The organism is Mesorhizobium sp. M7A.F.Ca.MR.245.00.0.0 (assembly GCF_003997415.1).
In the GTDB taxonomy this organism is placed as follows: domain Bacteria; phylum Pseudomonadota; class Alphaproteobacteria; order Rhizobiales; family Rhizobiaceae; genus Mesorhizobium.
In genome coordinates, this window is sequence record NZ_RZTE01000070.1 from 1 (window position 1) to 15442 (window position 15442).

The following is a 15442-nucleotide window of genomic DNA, read 5'->3' on the forward strand; positions in this document are numbered from 1 at the left end:
ACGTAGAGGTCGGCGGAATATTTCGCCAGCCGGGTCATGTTCTGCGAGCCGCGCAACTGGCCGATCAGGCCGGCGGCATGCCATGTCGTGCCTGACGTCAGCTGCTTGCGCTCCAGAAGCACGATGTCGGTCCAGCCGAGTTTGGCCAGGTGATAGGCGACGGAGCAGCCGGAAACGCCGCCACCGATGATGACCGCTCTTGCTTTGGCGGGAATGGCTTTGGCGGTCATGCGGCCTCGCGGCGGTAGCTGGAAGCGAAACGGCGCAGCCGGAGCGCTGCTTCTTGCAGCATAGGTTCGGGCTGGCAGAGGCTGATGCGGATATGGCCTTCTGGCACGGGGGTGAAGTGGCGCCCTGCGTCACATTCACCTGTCGCCTGCAACGACGATAGTGCGCCTTGATGGGCATTTTCTAAGCCGACCACCCGCTGCCTATTCATGGAGCGACATCCACAAGTTGATGCCCCCTCCGCAGAACGATGCGCAGGGTTTGTCACATCGAAATTGGGCCGCTCTACCACCGAGTTCCCACCTACCTCCGATGCAGAGTTGCCTGGGCATGCTTGTCCTCCGTTAGCGCGACGTTCATTGTTGGTCAGATTAGGCGTCTCTGACCCAACCCATGCGATAAACTCGACCCGTTTGACTGCCCTCTGCGCTCTTGACGTAGCCGAGCGCCACCTCGCTCGCCGGCACCGCCGCGGTGCCAGGAAAGAAGTCGCCGTAGAGCTGAACCGACTCCTGTACGAGAGTCGGACTGACCAGATTGATCCGCAGCCCCCGCCCAAGCTCGATTGCCGCGCTGCGTACAAAACCGTCTAACGCGCCATTGACCAGGGCGGACGAGCTTCCCTGCCGGATGGGATCTTCGTTGGTTAGACCCGAGGTCAAGGTAAATGATCCGTGGTCGCGGATACGCTTGAGACCCTTCGCTACGAGATTGACCTGCCCCATCAACTTACTGCGCAGCCCGATTTCGAACTGTTCATTCGTGAATTGGTTCAGCGGGGCGTAGTGCACGGCCCCTGCTGTGCAGATCAACGCGTCAAATGCACCGATCTTGTCGAATAATTGGTCGATAGAGTTCGGCTCGGCGATGTCGACGTTGAATAAGCCGCTAGTTCGCCCGACTCCTATAATGTTGTGCCGCTTGCCAAGTTCGGCCGCTACGGCCGACCCGACAATCCCAGTCGAACCAACCAGGACAATTCGCATAGGGACTCCCCTGGATATCCTGACGGCTAGGAGGCGACCTCAAACAGCGGGGCAAGTGCGGCGCGAAGCGCCATGTCCTGGTCCGCCGAGAGTTTTGCCAATGGCTTGCGGACATTCCCGGTTCCGAGGCCGCGCAGTTGCGCGGCTCTCAGAACAGAAGGCGTATATGGTGCCCGCCAGATAAAAAGCAACGAGGGCAGCATCCGCTGCCAAAGTGCCAGAGCCCTCTCCAAATCCTTCGCTGCCACAAGGTTGTACAATTCGACAGCCTCAAGAGGCATGTAGTTTGCTGCGCCCCAGATAACACCGCGCGCGCCTGCCATCAGCGCATAGAGGGTTGTTGTATCGCAACCATTTAGCACCTTGCCTCCCGTCTGCAGATACTCCTGATGCACGGTGAAGTCGCCGGCACTATCTTTGATGTAATTGAAATGCTTGAGACCGCTCAGTCGATCAAAAAGGCGTGGCGAAACCGCGATCCCGGTAGCCTGCGGGATGTTGTAGCCCACAATATCCACGCCAACCGCCGCGTCGATTTCCCTGTAGAAATTGAAAATTCCATCCTCGTCTGACGGACCTTCGAGATACGGCGGCAAAATCATCAGCGCGTCCGCGCCGACCGATTCAGCTTGCTGTGACCGCCGTATGACTTCGTCCATATTCAGGGCCGAGGTCTGGCAGACAACGTTGCAGCGTCCTGCGATGCGCTTCGCCCCGAGCTCGTAGAGCCGATTGCATTCGGACTCGGTCAGGTAAGGGTGCTGGCCTGTACCTGCCCCAAGAACCAAGCCGTGAACTCCCGCCGATACGTATTTTTCGATCAACTCTTCGAAGAGGCCGTAATCGATCGCACCGGTAGGTTCGAACGGTGTCTGCATTGCAAGATTGATGCCCTTCAGGTCCGCCATTGCCGTTCCTCTTATTGCTAGACTTCCGCGCCTGCCTGCCTGAAACGAAGAGCGGTCACGAACCGGACGCCCATTGATGTGACAAGTCTCGGATAAGTCCTGCTCGGAGCGGCCCGCGTCTTCAGGATATCGATCACAGCCGAAGATTGCCCCGTGGCCAGTTCGGCGACAGCCTTGCCAAAGGCAGCCCCTCGAGCGACGCCGGTTCCATTACAGAAGGCGGCACCATAGACGTCGTGCGCCAACTCGCCGAAGACCATGCCGCCATTTTGCGCGAGCGTAAGCAGACCACCCCAGCTGGCCTCAAAGCCGATTGACGAAAGCCCGGGCCATCGGCGGTCAAATGCTACCTGCTGCTGGGTCCGCGCCCTAAGGACATCTTGTTTGGTTGTTTTGAAATTAGTCGCATACGAGTAAACGTTTCTAAGGAAAAGACGGTTGTCTATAGTACGTCGCACCGTCGTCCCAAAGCTATCGGCCGGAATAAGCCCATATGTTCGCTTGTTGCCCACGTTGGAAAGCTCGCTCTCAGTGAGCTGTCTGGTCATGCTCGCGAACGTGTAGAGTGGTATGGCTCGGTTTTCGAAGAAGCCAAATCTCGTCAGATAACCCGATGCGCAGATGATGACCTTCGAAGCCCTGATTGTTCCAGCAGGCGTCTCGCAGATGTGCTTCGGCGCACCGAACTGGACCGCCACAATGGCGGTGTTTTCATGGATGGTAACGTTCTCGGGGAGGCTGTTTACGGCGTTCTTGAGATACTTCGCAGGCTGGACCAGAATCGTGCCAGGGTGATGCAAAGCTTTGACGTAGTGCTTACTGCCGGTGATCGACTGAATTTCAGGGGCTTCAACCCAGCTGTACTTCTGTCCAAGCTTATCGAGCGCCTCCGAAAAGCGGTGTAGATCGGCAACGCCGTGAGACGTGGCCGCGCTGTGGTATTTCCCCTGCGGGTCCCAATCACAGTCTACCCCATGCTCCTCGACGGCGGTTCGAATGTAGGCGATGCCCTCAAGGTTGACGTACAGCTCTTCCTTGTTTCCCCTAATGTCTTCAACGAAGTCGCGTTTTCGGGGATTGTGCGCGAGATCGATGACGAAGCCCATGCACCGCCCCGATGCATTGTCCCCGATACGTCCGGCGTCGACGAGGATTACCGAAGACTGGGGGTTGAGTTCGGCAAATCGGCGGGCCGCGTGAAGCCCCATCCAGCCGCCGCCAATGACCAGGCAATCGCATGTGACATCGCCTTGCTGCGGCACTAAGGGTAGCTCCGGTCCCGACGTGCGGTACCACCCTGAGACTGTTGGCTCCGGATGCGGTGCTTGGACGACAATACGCTCTCTTGTCTTTGTTTGATTCAAAGAGTTCACTGCCAACTCGCTCGGTGAAGGCGGCCGGTGGGTAGTGCACCGCTCGCTCTGGCTTGTTCCTGTTTCGAATAAACGATGTGTCGTTCGTCTCGTAGACGGAAAATATGCGGTCTGATATAGACCTGCTTCATGTCCAAGCTTCGCAATCTTGTCCCATCGACGCATTCGCTTTTCGTCTTCGAAGCGGCGGCCCGAACGCTGAGTTTCAAGAACGCGGCCAGCGAACTCAACGTGACGCAGCCAAGTATCTCGCATTCGATCAAAATGTTCGAAAAGCATTGCGGGACGGCACTCTTTGTCCGAGACAATCGGGGAGTGCAGCTGACCGAGCCCGGCAGGCAGCTCTACGATGAGGTGCGCAACAGCTTCCGCCGTCTGGAACAGCGGCTTGAGACCATCACTGATCGCGGAACGAAGTACATAACTTTCGCAGCTTCGACATCTCTGGCGGCACATTGGCTCGCGCCTCAACTCTATCATTTCCAGGAAGAGCATCCGGACGTCAGGATCAAGGTGGTCGCCACCGACCGCGATGTCGAGCCAGATCATGAGATCGACGTGACGGTTTGGGTGCGGCCCCGGAATTTTGAAAGGGCCAACAGCTGGTTCGTTTGCGACGAGATCATCTTTCCCGTCTGCTCACCGGCATATCTTCTGTCGCACCCCGCTCCCCAAGCCGTCGAAGATCTGATCCACCATCAACTGATTCATTCGTCCGATGCTTTTCGCAAGCGCCTGGATTGGCCCGAATGGGTCGAGTTGGCAGGCGGCGATGCCAGCGACATCAAGCCCAATATCGTGTTCAATGACTACCAGCTAACGCTTCAAGCGGCTCTGGCTGGTGAAGGAATAGCATTGGGGTGGTCCCTTACCGCCCAGCAGTTGCTCGACAACCGCCTCCTGGTCAAGCCATTGCCAACCCAAATCCAGACCGACAGGGCCTTCTTTCTGTTGGCCAGCGAGGATGCCAGCAAGAACAAGAGATGCAAGATTTTGGTTGACTGGTTTCTCGTCCAGTCTGAAGAACTCCGCCCGTGACCTGAATTGCCCCTCACCCTATCCGCCTCTGGATATAAACTGGATTTAAGACAAGCGAAAGCTTTTGCGCATTCTCAGGACAATTGCCGGCGCCTATCATCAGCGCGAGATTAAGCTAGGGTCCGCCCCTATTGGACGGCCGGGCCACTGATGTTTGACGCGGGATGCGGGTCATTCCGCTGAGGGTGACGCGATGATGGACACTGATATTCCCGCAATCCGGCGCCGCACAGGCCAGTCTTCCGGTTCCCAGATTCACCTGCGGGAATAGTGGCTGGCAGCCTGAAAATCAACTCCCAAGGCTTCGAACCGGAAGCCTGATCGGTGCCCCATCGAGATGGGGCGCCGACCTCCTTTGAATTGAGCATCAGGTGAACCAACATGGCTGACGAAGAGATCATCCTTTCCGAGCTGTCCGACGAGGAACTCGTGCAGCAGATGCACGACGACCTTTATGACGGGCTGAAGGAAGAAATTGAGGAAGGCACGGCCATCCTGCTGGAGCGCGGCTGGGCGCCCTACAAGGTGCTCACCGAGGCGCTGGTCGAAGGCATGCGCATCGTCGGCGAGGATTTTCGCGACGGTATCCTGTTTGTTCCGGAAGTGCTGCTGTCGGCCAATGCGATGAAGGCCGGCATGTTCATCCTGCGCCCGCTGCTTATCGCCACCGGCGCGCCAAAGCAGGGCAAGATGGTGATCGGCACCGTCAAGGGCGACATCCACGACATTGGCAAGAACCTCGTCGGCATGATGATGGAAGGCGCCGGCTTCGACGTCATCGACCTCGGCATCAACAATGCGGTCGAGAAGTATATGGCGGCGATTGAAGAGCATAAACCTGATATTGTCGGCATGTCGGCGCTGCTGACCACCACCATGCCCTACATGAAGGTCGTCATCGACACGATGAAGGAAAAGGGCATTCGCGACGACTATGTCGTGCTGGTCGGCGGTGCGCCGCTGAACGAGGAATTCGGCAAGGCCGTCGGCGCCGATGCCTATTGCCGCGACGCGGCGGTGGCTGTCGAGACCGCCAAGGACTTCATGAAGCGCAAGCATAACACCCGTAGTTGAATGGCTGCGGTGCCAACCCTGAAGGCGCCGGTGTCGTTTGCGGCCGCTCGATGTTGATCACCATCAACCAGGATGTATGACCTTATGAATGCGCCATTTTCAACAGGAGATCATTCGCGGATCGTGGGATGGAACCCCAGCCGGCAGGTGATCGACACGCAGGACGTATACCGACTGGTTATCCTGGCACTTCCCGGATTTTCGCTACTCAGCCTTTCGTCATTTGTAGATCCCCTTCGCATCGCGAATTCTGTGTCCGGTCGATCATTCTTCGAGTGGACGATTGCAAGCCTGGATGGCCAGCCGGTTGAATGCGCCAGCGGGTTCGTCCTGTCGGTCGGCAGCGACTTCGCTAGCACCGGCGAATGCGTTCCGGCTGGCAAAGGTACGAACATGGTCATTGTCTGTGCAGGCGAACGGGTCGAAAGGCAGACGTCTGCTGCTCTCAGCAAGATTCTTCGGCTTTGCAAGCGGCATGGTGTTCCAATCACAGCGTTGGGTACGGCGACATGGCTGTTGGCGGACAGCGGGTTGCTGGACGGCACCGCGTGCACAATCCATTGGGACAAGAGAGCCGCTTTCTCTGAAAAATTTGGCCGGCTTCAGGTCACTGACCGGCTATTCGTTCGTGATAGTCACCTCCTCACTTGCGCAGGAGAATTTGCGTCGTTCGACCTCGTTATGGAGCTGATCAGCGAACGCCTCGGCAGAGACATTGCGTTGACCGTCTGCCGACATACGACTGCCGGGTATTGGCGCCCTGCCTCTGATAGACAATGGACCATGAATGGCGGCGAAGCCGGCATCTGCAAGCCGGTCGCCGAAGTGATTCGCATTATGGAGGAGCATATTGAGGACCCGCTGCCCTTACGCGACATCGCAAGATGTGTCGGCCGCTCACAGCGTCAGATTGAACGGCTCTTCCAGCGATCGGTTTCGTTGTCTCCCATGCGCTTTTACCTGCATTTGAGACTTAGCCGCGCGAAGCGTCTCATTGCACAAACAGAGTTGCCGATTATTGAGATCGCGGTCGCCTGTGGTTTCGTGTCGGCCTCACATTTTTCGAAGTGCTTCCGCGAAGCCTTCGGCGCCAACCCCAGTACCTGTCGCGGCTGACCCATACTCGGTGACGCCCCCTTACGAGCCCCGCAAAACCCACGTGCCATCAATTGGCAAGCACCTCGGCAGCCTGGCTTTCGCGCTCAACGCGATCGGGCCGATGCTCCGATGGGAGCCGAGGCGTCGAAGAGCACCGTGCCTGACGTCGACCGAAGAAGCCATCGTCGTCTGCCGCTGGATGACGTCCTGGGCTGTCCGAGAGGACACCATCCAAAGCCCAGCTTAGCGCCTCATCACTGACTCCAGCGCCAGGGCAATCCTGACCTGCCCCAAAACGGCGATAGTCCCAGCGGACGCCTCCTTCGGCCGCAAATCTTCGACCGCATCTGCATTGCCAATGGCAATCGAGCACCGGGCTGATCAACCCGTACCAGCTCATTCCGGACCCACCACATAGCAGGCCACTGGAATTGATAGAGCTGACAACGTAGGAGGCGCGCGGGATTTTCATGAGTTCGCGGGCAGTGCTGTACGCTGGGTCGCAAGTTCACAACCCGACACTTTGTCGGCTTTGTTGTTTGCGGACAGGCTTCGTTGGAGCAATGTTGTGTTGTTGTGCCTCAGCCTGATAGCAGAATTCATCAAAATTGCTTTTCTTCGGGCTTTTGGCCAATTGGCACGAGCTTTGATTCTCACATTTGAGAGTTGGCATCAGGAGCCGAATAGCCGCTTCCGATTATGCCTATCAGAGGAGTTGCCATGAATACCGTCGATCAGCAGACGACACTGGAACAAGTCGCACGACAGCGCATCAGGGACGCCCTCGTACTCGAGGGCGACGCCGATCGCCTAACCCAATTCTATCGGGGATGGGCTGGGGCCTACGATGTGGATGTTGGCTCCGAGGGGTACTACGGCCCGATGATCGTGGCGGAACTAGCGGGCACCGTGCAGGCAGCCTATTTGAGCAGCGAGCGAACTGCCATCACAATCCTGGATGCTGGCTGCGGAACAGGCCTTGTCGGCGTGCAACTGGAACGCCTCGGCTTCGGGCTGATCGATGGGTTCGATCTTTCCAAAGAGATGGCCGAAAAGGCGCGGCAAACCCGAGTCTACCGTCATGTCCAAGACTGTGTCGACCTTAACGGAGTACTCTCTGAGTACGCCGACGCGGGCTATGATATCACGGTTTGCTGCGGTGTCTTTACACTTGGGCACGTTAGACCAGACGGGCTGCGCGAGCTGGCTCGCGTCACGCGCCCGAAAGGATTCATCATCACAAGCATCCGCAAGAGCTACGCCGAGGCCGCATTCTTCGAGGACGAAGCGCGGCGTCTGCAGGATGAGGGCGTTCTTTTACTGGCGCAGTGTCTAAGCAACGGCAGATACGTGGCCGAGGAGCGTGCGGACTATTGGGTCTTTCAAGTGCCCGAGAAGGTCAGCGCGGCAGAGCGACAGGGGTTGTGATCATGCTCTGCCTCGGGAGCGAAACCCTGTTGTGGATGACCTAAAGACGAGTAGGGGTATTTCCAGCACGGTGGCGCGTTTCAGTACTACTTCGCGTCACGATAAATCCAAATGGCCGGCAGCTATGCGTCGGCTTCAATCGGCAAAACAAAGGTGTACTAATGTCCAAAGGTTTAGTAGCCAGACTAGACGATAAGCTGCGCGCAAAACGCGAAAGCTTTGACAAAATACCGGTGGTCGACATCGGACCGCTCCTCAACGGTACGAACAAACAGGTGGTGGCCAGGGAGATACGGTGGGCGCTTTCCAATACTGGATTCATGTATGTGAAGAACCACGGAGTCCCGCAGGATTTCATACAATCGGTGTTTGATGTGAGCCGCAGGTTTTTTAATTTGCCATTGTCGCAGAAGTCGTCACTGCATATTGGCAATTCCGATTCGGCCTTTCGCGGTTACATTGAGCTGTTCGGCGAGAACACCGATCCGGGCAAGACCAAAGACCTCAAGGAGTGCTTCGACTTCGGACCTGAACGTTCGACCTTAGAAGGTCCCTTTTTTGGTCCTAACCAGTGGCCCTCAGGTTGGCCCGAGTTTCGGGAGCTGACATACAGATACCATCAAGAGATGGTGGGCCTATCGAAAAAACTTTTGCAGGGAATTGCGCTCAGTCTGGACCTGGCGGAAAGCTATTTCGAGGACCTCATGCGGAACCCGATCAGCATTCAGCGGCTGCTTCACTACCCGCCGCAGAGTGGTTATATCAGCGAAGACATGATCGGAATCGGCGCCCACACCGACTACGGCAATTTGACCATCCTTGCACAGGACGACGTCGGCGGTCTTCAGGTCATGAACCGAGACGGCGATTGGGTACAAGGCACGCCGATCCACGGTACTTTCATAATCAACGTCGGGGACCTGCTTCAGCGGCTCACCAACGGTGTCTATCTGGCCAACCTACATCGCGTAGTGAATAGCTCAGGGCGTGAGCGATACTCAATCCCCTTCTTTATCGATGCTGATTTCGATGCGATCATTGAGCCATTGGCCTCATGTGTCACTGACAGCAACCCTCTGCGCTACCGGCCGGTGACTTGCGGCGAACACAAACTCGGGCGTTTCGCAGCAAGTTATGCTCATTTGGCCAAAGCATGAGAGAGCGGGCCGCCGCCTACTCGCGTGACAATACACTGCGGGGTCGAAGCGGCCCAGTCGAACTCAGAAAACGCCATAGGTGGGACAGTATTGTCACGCATTAGTCCCTTGACCGCGCCTTTGAAACTCAATGTGCGCGGCATCTGGCGGCAACAGGGGTTTTGCAGCCACTTCCTGCGGTATGCTAACGCTTTCGAGACCTGGACCCCCGGCTGGCGTGTCACGCGCACCATCCGCAGCAGGATAAACTGCTCGCTTGCAGACGCGTTGTCACCACTTCGCCTGCTGGTCTGTCGGATTCGCTACACACGCGTGATAGGCAATCTCTTCGTTAGCCTCAGTCAAATAGCCGAGAGAAATCAAAATCCTCGGCTGCCGGGCGGGTGAATCGGCACGATTTTTGAGTGTTTCCTGGGAGAGACAGTAGGCGCCGCTGACTGGGACCTAAGGCGCAAAACATGGACAAGCCCCCAACTTCGTAAATTACTTGGAACCATCGGGATTTTAGGAGGACGTTCCGAAAACAGCGAAATTCCAAGCGACCTCTGGCGAAAAGTACTCATCCCTCAATCGAGCAGGCGAAAGAAACAGTATGTCTGATACTCACATAAACCAAGATCTGTCTATTTTGACGGATGACGTCGCGTGCGCAAAGCAGCTCAATGCCCGCAACGTAAAAATCCTCAGCACGGGAGGAGAAAGGGGGCGCGGGGTATTCGCTGCTCGCGACTTCCTGCCGGGGGAAATTGTCGTCATCGGGCTAATTGACCGTATGGAAACGGTTCGAACGACAAACTCCTTTCAACTGGACTGGAATGTCCATGCTCTCTTTCATAAGCCGGCTGTCATTGTGAATCATTGTTGTGATCCAAACTTAGCGATTGTGCCCAATCGCTTCGGGGCCTACGACTTCGTCGCCATTCAGCATATCTCTTCTGGCGCCGAAGTGACGTGGAACTACGCTACATCGGAATTCGAGTGCATTGGGGTATCGGTATGTCTTTGTTCGTCTAGAAATTGCCGAGGCTCAGCCGGAGGCTTCTCCACATTGCCTCGCGATCATCCTCTGCTCGTATCGGGTTTTTACGCACCGTACCTCAAGAAAACCCAAGGCACCTTCCAAGAGAGAGATAGGGTTGCTTAGCCCCAGGGAACGCAACATGCGTCGGATGACCTGCTCGTTGGCAGTGCCGCCCTGACAGTGTTGCGCGCCGCGGTGAGCGTGCGCGGCCTCTGGCCAGTAGCGGACTTCAGATGAACTGCCTTGAACCAACGTGTGCGCACAATCTGTGCAATCCCCTGCGCGTCACCTGTCAATGCCACTCGTCCCCAAAAGTGCCGAAGTAAAATTCCCCAGTTTCGCCGCTCAGGCTGTCCCGGTGGGGGTGTCCATTTTTCGGTGGCCGGCCGCGCGGTCGCGATGGTGAATTTAATGTCGGCAATGTGATGGAGGCTTTTGATCGCAAGTGTTCTGGCATGAGCTCGGCGTGCTGGCGGAGCCGATAACTCGATCCTTCGATCTGGACGACGACCGCATGGTGAAGCAGGCGATCGAGAAGTGCGGTTGCGACGAGGGTCGCCGAAGACCTCGCCCCATTCGGCGAAGCCGCGATTTGAGGTAACAATCATTGCGCCCTTCTCGTAGCGGGCGTTTGCGAGTTGGAAGAACAGATTGCCGCCACCGTGGACGACGGGCAGGTAACCGAAGCGTCGACGCTCGTGCGTGAGGTCGCGCAGCCGACCACGCAGCTGTGTCTCTGGCGGTCGGCCAGACTGGTATCAATCATCTTGCGATCGGCGCCGACGAAGGACAGGCCCGACGCTCCGATAGGCCCATGACGGCCTGCAGATGCGCTACGGATTCGCGCTTGGCGGCGGGTCCTAACTTTTTTCGACAGAAGCTCGCGCACTGCCGAGGCTTCGAGCGTCGGCGAGCAGCTTCTTTAGCTTGGCGTTCTCGTCTTCCAAGGCCTCAGGCGCTTGGCGTCGGAGACGTCCATCCCGCCATACTTGGCCTTCCAGCTATACAGCGTCGCCTCGGAGATCCCGTGCTTGCGGGCAAGATCGCCAGCCTTCGCACCCTCTTCATGCTCGCGCATAACCGCGATGATCTGCTCTTCCGTAAATCGCTTTGTCTTCATCAGTCCGTAATCAAGGACCCTGACTCTAGTCTCAGATGGAGGAAATTCTCAGTGGCAGGTCTGTATTCAGGTGCTGCTGCCCCATCGCAGTCTGGCGCGAGGACTCTAAACGCCCAGACCGACAGCAACTGACAAAATGGCGGATTCGAAACAAACACCTGACAAAAATGTCCGCATCATTACACATGGATGTTTTCAAAGGTAAATTAATGCCGTCAGCGGGCGTTCAGCGCGCTGGCACGGCCTTTGCTGGTTGAAATGCGGCAAAACTGATTGACGGCTGACTGCATCGAAGCCCGCCTGACGATAGAGGCCTCCTTTCAGTCGACTCGGTGCACCGTCTCTCAGGGAACAGCTTGCCATAAAGCCGCGCAGCTTTGGGATGGCGTTGGAGAGCAATATGGTTTTGCAGATGGGGTCGCCGGCTCCTTCGATCAATGTGGAGACTTGGGTGCGCGGCGAGCCCATCGCACATTTCCAGCCCGGCAAAGTATACGTCGTCGAATTTTGGGCAACTGGGAGTGAACCATGTGCGGCGGCGATGCACCATCTGATGCAGATGCAGGAAAGGTTCAAGCACAGTGGGCTCGAGGTCATCGTGGTCGCGGCTCATGAAGGCGCGCTATCGACGGTTGAGGCGCGGGTCAAGCTGGACGCGTGGTTGACCGAAAAGTGCTCGAACCTGAATTTTCCGATCGCGTTCGACCATACGGGCCAAATGAAAAAGCGTTGGATGGAAGCAAGCTTTTCTGGCGAATTTCCGATCTTGTTTGTAATCGATGCAGACGGTCGTATCGCCTATATCGGTCACGCTACTCGACTTAACGAGGTCTTGGCGAGAGTGCTCAACGGCCGCTGGCGCACCAGCGACGCATCGAAAGTCGACTCGAAGCGGATCGCCGAGCGCGAACAAGCGTTGACCAAGTCAATTAATAGGAGATTTTGGGCCGCAGTGAGAAAAGAGGACTGGGAGACGGCACTCTCAGCAGTCGAAGAGGGCAGCGCCTTGATGCCCGACGACATCAACTTCCGCTTGGCTCAGGCGCATGTATTGCTTCACAGAATGCAAGACATGCCGGCCGGGTTGCCTGTCATACGCCAATTGGCTCGCGACGCGATCGAAAGGAACTCCGAGCATTGGCTGCTGGCAACATTAGACCAACTTTTCGGTCCGGCGCACGACCACTCGCACTTTCCGTCTCATGAGCGCTTCGCGCTCGGCAAAGAGTTGGCCGAGCATATCCTGGCACGCAATCCACTCCAAGGCGACGGCCACAAGTTCCGGACTTATCCGGCGGTGGCTCGATACTATCACGAGAGCGGCAACCAAGATCGTGCGATTGAGCTAATCGAGTTCGCACTGAAATCGCTGGACAGTGCGGACCCTATGCTGGACGAGCTGAAACAACACCTTCTACCGAACTTGCTGCAGGCCTTAGCCAACTACAAGGGTGAGGAGGTTTATTACGGCGCCCTCTGTGCGGCTCCGCAAAGCAATGTCCTGAAGGCACGATCGCAGGGCGGGCCGAGGAGAAAGCATAAAAGGGTTTGATAGCAAGAAGGGCTTACGGGCCAATTCGTTCAGGCATATGGGTCCATCGCAGCTGAATTGGCATCAATATACAGGGTGTTACTAAACATGTTCTGAGGATGCCTTTGAAACCCATGAAATCATGGTGGTATGGGACAAAGCCCGGGCACCTAACGAAGAAAGAAGCGTCAGCGCAGATGCTCGCATTTCAGTTCAAATCGACTAAGAGCAACGAATCGCGGCGCCGGACCGGGCTCGTGCGTCGCGCACGGCCATCAGGTTGGGCCTTCGGAGTCAGAGACGCCTATTCATCTTGCGGCCGCTTAATGGTCGCATCGCCGACGGGGTGGAGTAGGCCTTGACCACGCGGGAGAAGGTGTCCGGATTAAACCGGCCTGCGCGTGCGTCTCGCGTCGGCATGCTTGTAACGGTGAATGGCGAAAGGGCAGCCGAATGAAGCGTTTTATGGGGAAGGTCGCCTTAGTGACCGGGGCTAGCCGCGGCATTGGGGCGGCAATCGCCGACAGACTTGCCAGCGACGGGGCCAGAGTATTTGCGGTTCAGCTCGAGGCGACCGGTCATAGAGAAGGGATAGTCGCGGACCTTTGCGACCCCGGCGTTCCGAACATGGTAATTGACCATGTCGTTCGACAGGCTGGCCGCCTCGATATCCTGGTCAACAACGCTGGGTGCATGGTTGAAGCAAGGGTAGATGATACCGGGCTTGACGAGTGGCGACGCACAATGGCGCTGAATCTTGATGCTCCTTTCCTGCTGATCCGTCGCGCCATGCCTCATCTTCGCAGAAGCCGTGGCTCAATCGTCAATGTTGGCTCGATAGAGGGATTGGCCTCTAACCCAGGGCACGCGGCATATTGTGCCTCGAAGGCTGGGCTGCATGGCCTTACACGCGCCGTAGCGGTGGACGGCGGGCAAGACGGGGTGCGCTGCAATGGCGTAGCGCCTGGTTGGATCGATACGGATCTCAATGTCGATTTCGTCGCCGCTTTGCCCGAGAAGGCACTGGAACGGCTTGGTACCATTCATCCGTTGGGCCGAACAGGCCGCGTTGAGGAAGTTGCCGCCATGGTCGCATGGATTGCCTCCGACGAAGCTGCATTCGTCACCGGCCAGATTTTTGTCGTAGACGGTGGCCGAACTGCCAAGTTAAGTCTTCCGTGACGGTTAGTCGTATTTCGAACTGGGGCGGGCCGCTGGAACGCCATCCTCCCGCTGGCACCTGCCTTGTCGCTATCAGCCGCGACGTCGAGAACCGGGTCCGTCTGATGGTAAAGGAATATGGCGCCCAGTTCCGCCGCTCGGCAACGTCAGAGAATGATTGCCTACGGACATCTGCTGGGGCCAATCTCCGAGGCGGCGGTGCATTTAGGGTGAAATTTGCCGTGAACAGGAGAAGGCTCGATGGCAAATCTGGTCCTTCTACGTGGAGACGAGCGCCCCCGCCGCGGCGTGTTCGAGCGAGAGAGCATGCAATGTTCGCATGCCTTGGCGATTTGTTGTTTAGCGGCGCTGAGCTTGCTGCCATGCCTTCACCGCTAGGGCTGAACCAGGCGCGGATGTCCATGTGGGACCCAGCTCTCCTGGACCAGGAGGCATCTCATGCCGGTCTTGGCGGCGACCGCAGCGACCATGCGCGTATGGTTGGACTGCACGCCACCGGTTGTGACGAGCGTATCGGGCATCTGGCGCGATCGCGTCGGGCGGCGTCGTCATGAGCCAGGCGGTGCTGATCGCTGTCGGCATCGATTGGGACGGCCGGCGCCAGATCTTGGCCGTCGAGATGGCTAATCGCGAAAGCCGCTCGGCCTGGAGGGATTTCCTCGTCGCGCTGAAGGCGCGCGGGCTCAGGGGCGTCGAACTGGTCGTGTCCGACGATCATGCCAGCCTGGTGGCGGCGATCGGCGGGGTGATCCCCGAAGCCCGCCTGGCAGCGCTGCTACGTGCCTCAGGAACGCGCTCGATCACCTGCCGAGAAATCGTGGCGATGATTGCCTGCAGGAGTTGCGCTGGCTCTACGACCGCGCGATCTCGCCGAGGCCAAGGCCGATCTCGCCGCATGGCTTGCCAAATGGTCGGGCCGCTATCCGCGACTGACGAGCTGGGGAGAGGAGACCATCGAATGCACGCTGACCTTCTTTTGCCTGCCGCGCCAGCACCACAAGCACCTGAAGTCCACCAACATGCTGGAACGCCTCAACGAGGAAATCCGCCGGCGCACCTATGTCGTGCGCATCTTCCCGAACGCCGAAAGCTGCCTGCGCCTGGTCAGGGCGCTGGCCGTCGAAACCAACGAAAACTGGATGGAGGCCAACCGCTACATCAACATGGATGACCTGCGCGAGCACAAGAAGCTTGCTTTGCGCCAAGCCGCATGACCAGCTCAGAAAGAGCACGCGGCCGAAGTAGCCGGCCTGAAGCAGCAGCGAACAGGCCAGCGTCGTGACGACTGCCACACGGAG

General features: G+C 57.6%; 12 protein-coding genes and 5 pseudogenes. 9 read left to right on the forward strand and 8 right to left on the reverse strand.

Going from position 1 to position 15442, the window contains the following annotated elements:
- From EOB80_RS33355 to EOB80_RS33375, 4 genes are all read right to left on the reverse strand, one after another.
- A partial coding sequence (locus tag EOB80_RS33355) for an FAD-binding oxidoreductase (protein WP_164762825.1) occupies positions 1-230 on the reverse strand: 230 nt, incomplete at its 3' end.
- 369 nt (positions 231-599) lie between these two features.
- Positions 600-1214, reverse strand: a complete 615-nt coding sequence (locus tag EOB80_RS33365; protein ID WP_126080619.1) for a short chain dehydrogenase — start codon at positions 1212-1214, stop codon at positions 600-602.
- A gap of 26 nt (positions 1215-1240) precedes the next feature.
- Positions 1241-2122: a dihydrodipicolinate synthase family protein gene (locus EOB80_RS33370; RefSeq protein ID WP_126080618.1), complete on the reverse strand. Its 882-nt coding sequence runs from the start codon at positions 2120-2122 to the stop codon at positions 1241-1243.
- 17 nt (positions 2123-2139) lie between these two features.
- Positions 2140-3384 carry an FAD-binding oxidoreductase gene (locus EOB80_RS33375; protein WP_245459658.1) on the reverse strand — a complete coding sequence of 415 codons (1245 nt, stop codon included), beginning with the start codon at positions 3382-3384 and terminating at the stop codon, positions 2140-2142.
- 240 nt (positions 3385-3624) lie between these two features.
- On the opposite strand from EOB80_RS33375, the gene EOB80_RS33380 reads away from it, so the two are divergent.
- The 6 genes from EOB80_RS33380 to EOB80_RS33405 all read left to right on the forward strand — a co-directional run bounded on the left by EOB80_RS33380 (position 3625) and on the right by EOB80_RS33405 (position 10434).
- A complete protein-coding gene (locus EOB80_RS33380; protein WP_126080616.1) occupies positions 3625-4533 on the forward strand; it encodes a LysR substrate-binding domain-containing protein in 909 nt (302 codons plus the stop codon).
- A gap of 381 nt (positions 4534-4914) precedes the next feature.
- On the forward strand, positions 4915-5607 hold the full coding sequence (locus tag EOB80_RS33385; protein WP_126080615.1) for a B12-binding domain-containing protein: 693 nt from the start codon (positions 4915-4917) through the stop codon (positions 5605-5607).
- An 84-nt stretch (positions 5608-5691) separates the two neighbouring features.
- Positions 5692-6723 (forward strand): GlxA family transcriptional regulator, encoded by a 1032-nt coding sequence (locus tag EOB80_RS33390; RefSeq protein WP_164762826.1) that lies wholly within the window; start codon positions 5692-5694, stop codon positions 6721-6723.
- Positions 6724-7425: 702 nt separating this feature from the next.
- Positions 7426-8133 carry a class I SAM-dependent methyltransferase gene (locus EOB80_RS33395; protein ID WP_126080613.1) on the forward strand — a complete coding sequence of 236 codons (708 nt, stop codon included), beginning with the start codon at positions 7426-7428 and terminating at the stop codon, positions 8131-8133.
- 161 nt (positions 8134-8294) lie between these two features.
- A complete protein-coding gene (locus EOB80_RS33400) occupies positions 8295-9290 on the forward strand; it encodes a 2-oxoglutarate and iron-dependent oxygenase domain-containing protein (RefSeq protein ID WP_126080612.1) in 996 nt (331 codons plus the stop codon).
- Positions 9291-9882: 592 nt separating this feature from the next.
- Entirely contained in the window at positions 9883-10434 is a 552-nt protein-coding gene (locus tag EOB80_RS33405; protein WP_126080611.1) for an SET domain-containing protein-lysine N-methyltransferase, read from the forward strand.
- A gap of 169 nt (positions 10435-10603) precedes the next feature.
- On the opposite strand, the pseudogene EOB80_RS34700 reads toward EOB80_RS33405, so the two are convergent.
- Positions 10604-10994: pseudogene (locus EOB80_RS34700) on the reverse strand (ATP-binding protein); the annotation flags it as partial.
- Positions 10989-11431, reverse strand: a pseudogene (locus tag EOB80_RS34915) (transposase); the annotation flags it as partial. The pseudogenes EOB80_RS34700 and EOB80_RS34915, both read right to left, overlap by 6 nt.
- A gap of 400 nt (positions 11432-11831) precedes the next feature.
- On the opposite strand from EOB80_RS34915, the gene EOB80_RS33415 reads away from it, so the two are divergent.
- Positions 11832-12983 (forward strand): TlpA disulfide reductase family protein, encoded by a 1152-nt coding sequence (locus EOB80_RS33415; RefSeq protein ID WP_126080610.1) that lies wholly within the window; start codon positions 11832-11834, stop codon positions 12981-12983.
- 432 nt (positions 12984-13415) lie between these two features.
- The gene (locus EOB80_RS33420) at positions 13416-14144 is read left to right on the forward strand and encodes an SDR family oxidoreductase (protein ID WP_126080609.1); all 729 of its coding nucleotides are present in this window, start codon (positions 13416-13418) and stop codon (positions 14142-14144) included.
- 401 nt (positions 14145-14545) lie between these two features.
- On the opposite strand, the pseudogene EOB80_RS33425 reads toward EOB80_RS33420, so the two are convergent.
- Positions 14546-14659, reverse strand: a pseudogene (locus tag EOB80_RS33425) (aminocyclopropane-1-carboxylate deaminase/D-cysteine desulfhydrase family protein); the annotation flags it as partial.
- A gap of 26 nt (positions 14660-14685) precedes the next feature.
- Here EOB80_RS33425 and EOB80_RS33430 point away from each other — a divergent pair.
- Positions 14686-15358 (forward strand): annotated as a pseudogene (locus tag EOB80_RS33430) (transposase); the annotation flags it as partial.
- 12 nt (positions 15359-15370) lie between these two features.
- On the opposite strand, the pseudogene EOB80_RS35935 reads toward EOB80_RS33430, so the two are convergent.
- A pseudogene (locus EOB80_RS35935) lies at positions 15371-15436 on the reverse strand (exopolysaccharide production repressor protein); the annotation flags it as partial.
- Positions 15437-15442 lie beyond the last annotated feature (6 nt).

Excerpts from the sequence above, each read along its gene's own strand:
- EOB80_RS33365 (WP_126080619.1), bottom strand. The coding sequence starts at position 1,214 with ATGCGAATTGTCCTGGTTGGTTCGACTGGGATTGTCGGGTCGGCCGTA.
- EOB80_RS33370 (WP_126080618.1), bottom strand. The coding sequence starts at position 2,122 with ATGGCGGACCTGAAGGGCATCAATCTTGCAATGCAGACACCGTTCGAA.
- EOB80_RS33380 (WP_126080616.1), top strand. The coding sequence starts at position 3,625 with ATGTCCAAGCTTCGCAATCTTGTCCCATCGACGCATTCGCTTTTCGTC.
- EOB80_RS33385 (WP_126080615.1), top strand. The coding sequence starts at position 4,915 with ATGGCTGACGAAGAGATCATCCTTTCCGAGCTGTCCGACGAGGAACTC.
- EOB80_RS33390 (WP_164762826.1), top strand. The coding sequence starts at position 5,692 with ATGAATGCGCCATTTTCAACAGGAGATCATTCGCGGATCGTGGGATGG.
- EOB80_RS33395 (WP_126080613.1), top strand. The coding sequence starts at position 7,426 with ATGAATACCGTCGATCAGCAGACGACACTGGAACAAGTCGCACGACAG.
- EOB80_RS33400 (WP_126080612.1), top strand. The coding sequence starts at position 8,295 with ATGTCCAAAGGTTTAGTAGCCAGACTAGACGATAAGCTGCGCGCAAAA.
- EOB80_RS33405 (WP_126080611.1), top strand. The coding sequence starts at position 9,883 with ATGTCTGATACTCACATAAACCAAGATCTGTCTATTTTGACGGATGAC.
- EOB80_RS33415 (WP_126080610.1), top strand. The coding sequence starts at position 11,832 with ATGGTTTTGCAGATGGGGTCGCCGGCTCCTTCGATCAATGTGGAGACT.
- EOB80_RS33420 (WP_126080609.1), top strand. The coding sequence starts at position 13,416 with ATGAAGCGTTTTATGGGGAAGGTCGCCTTAGTGACCGGGGCTAGCCGC.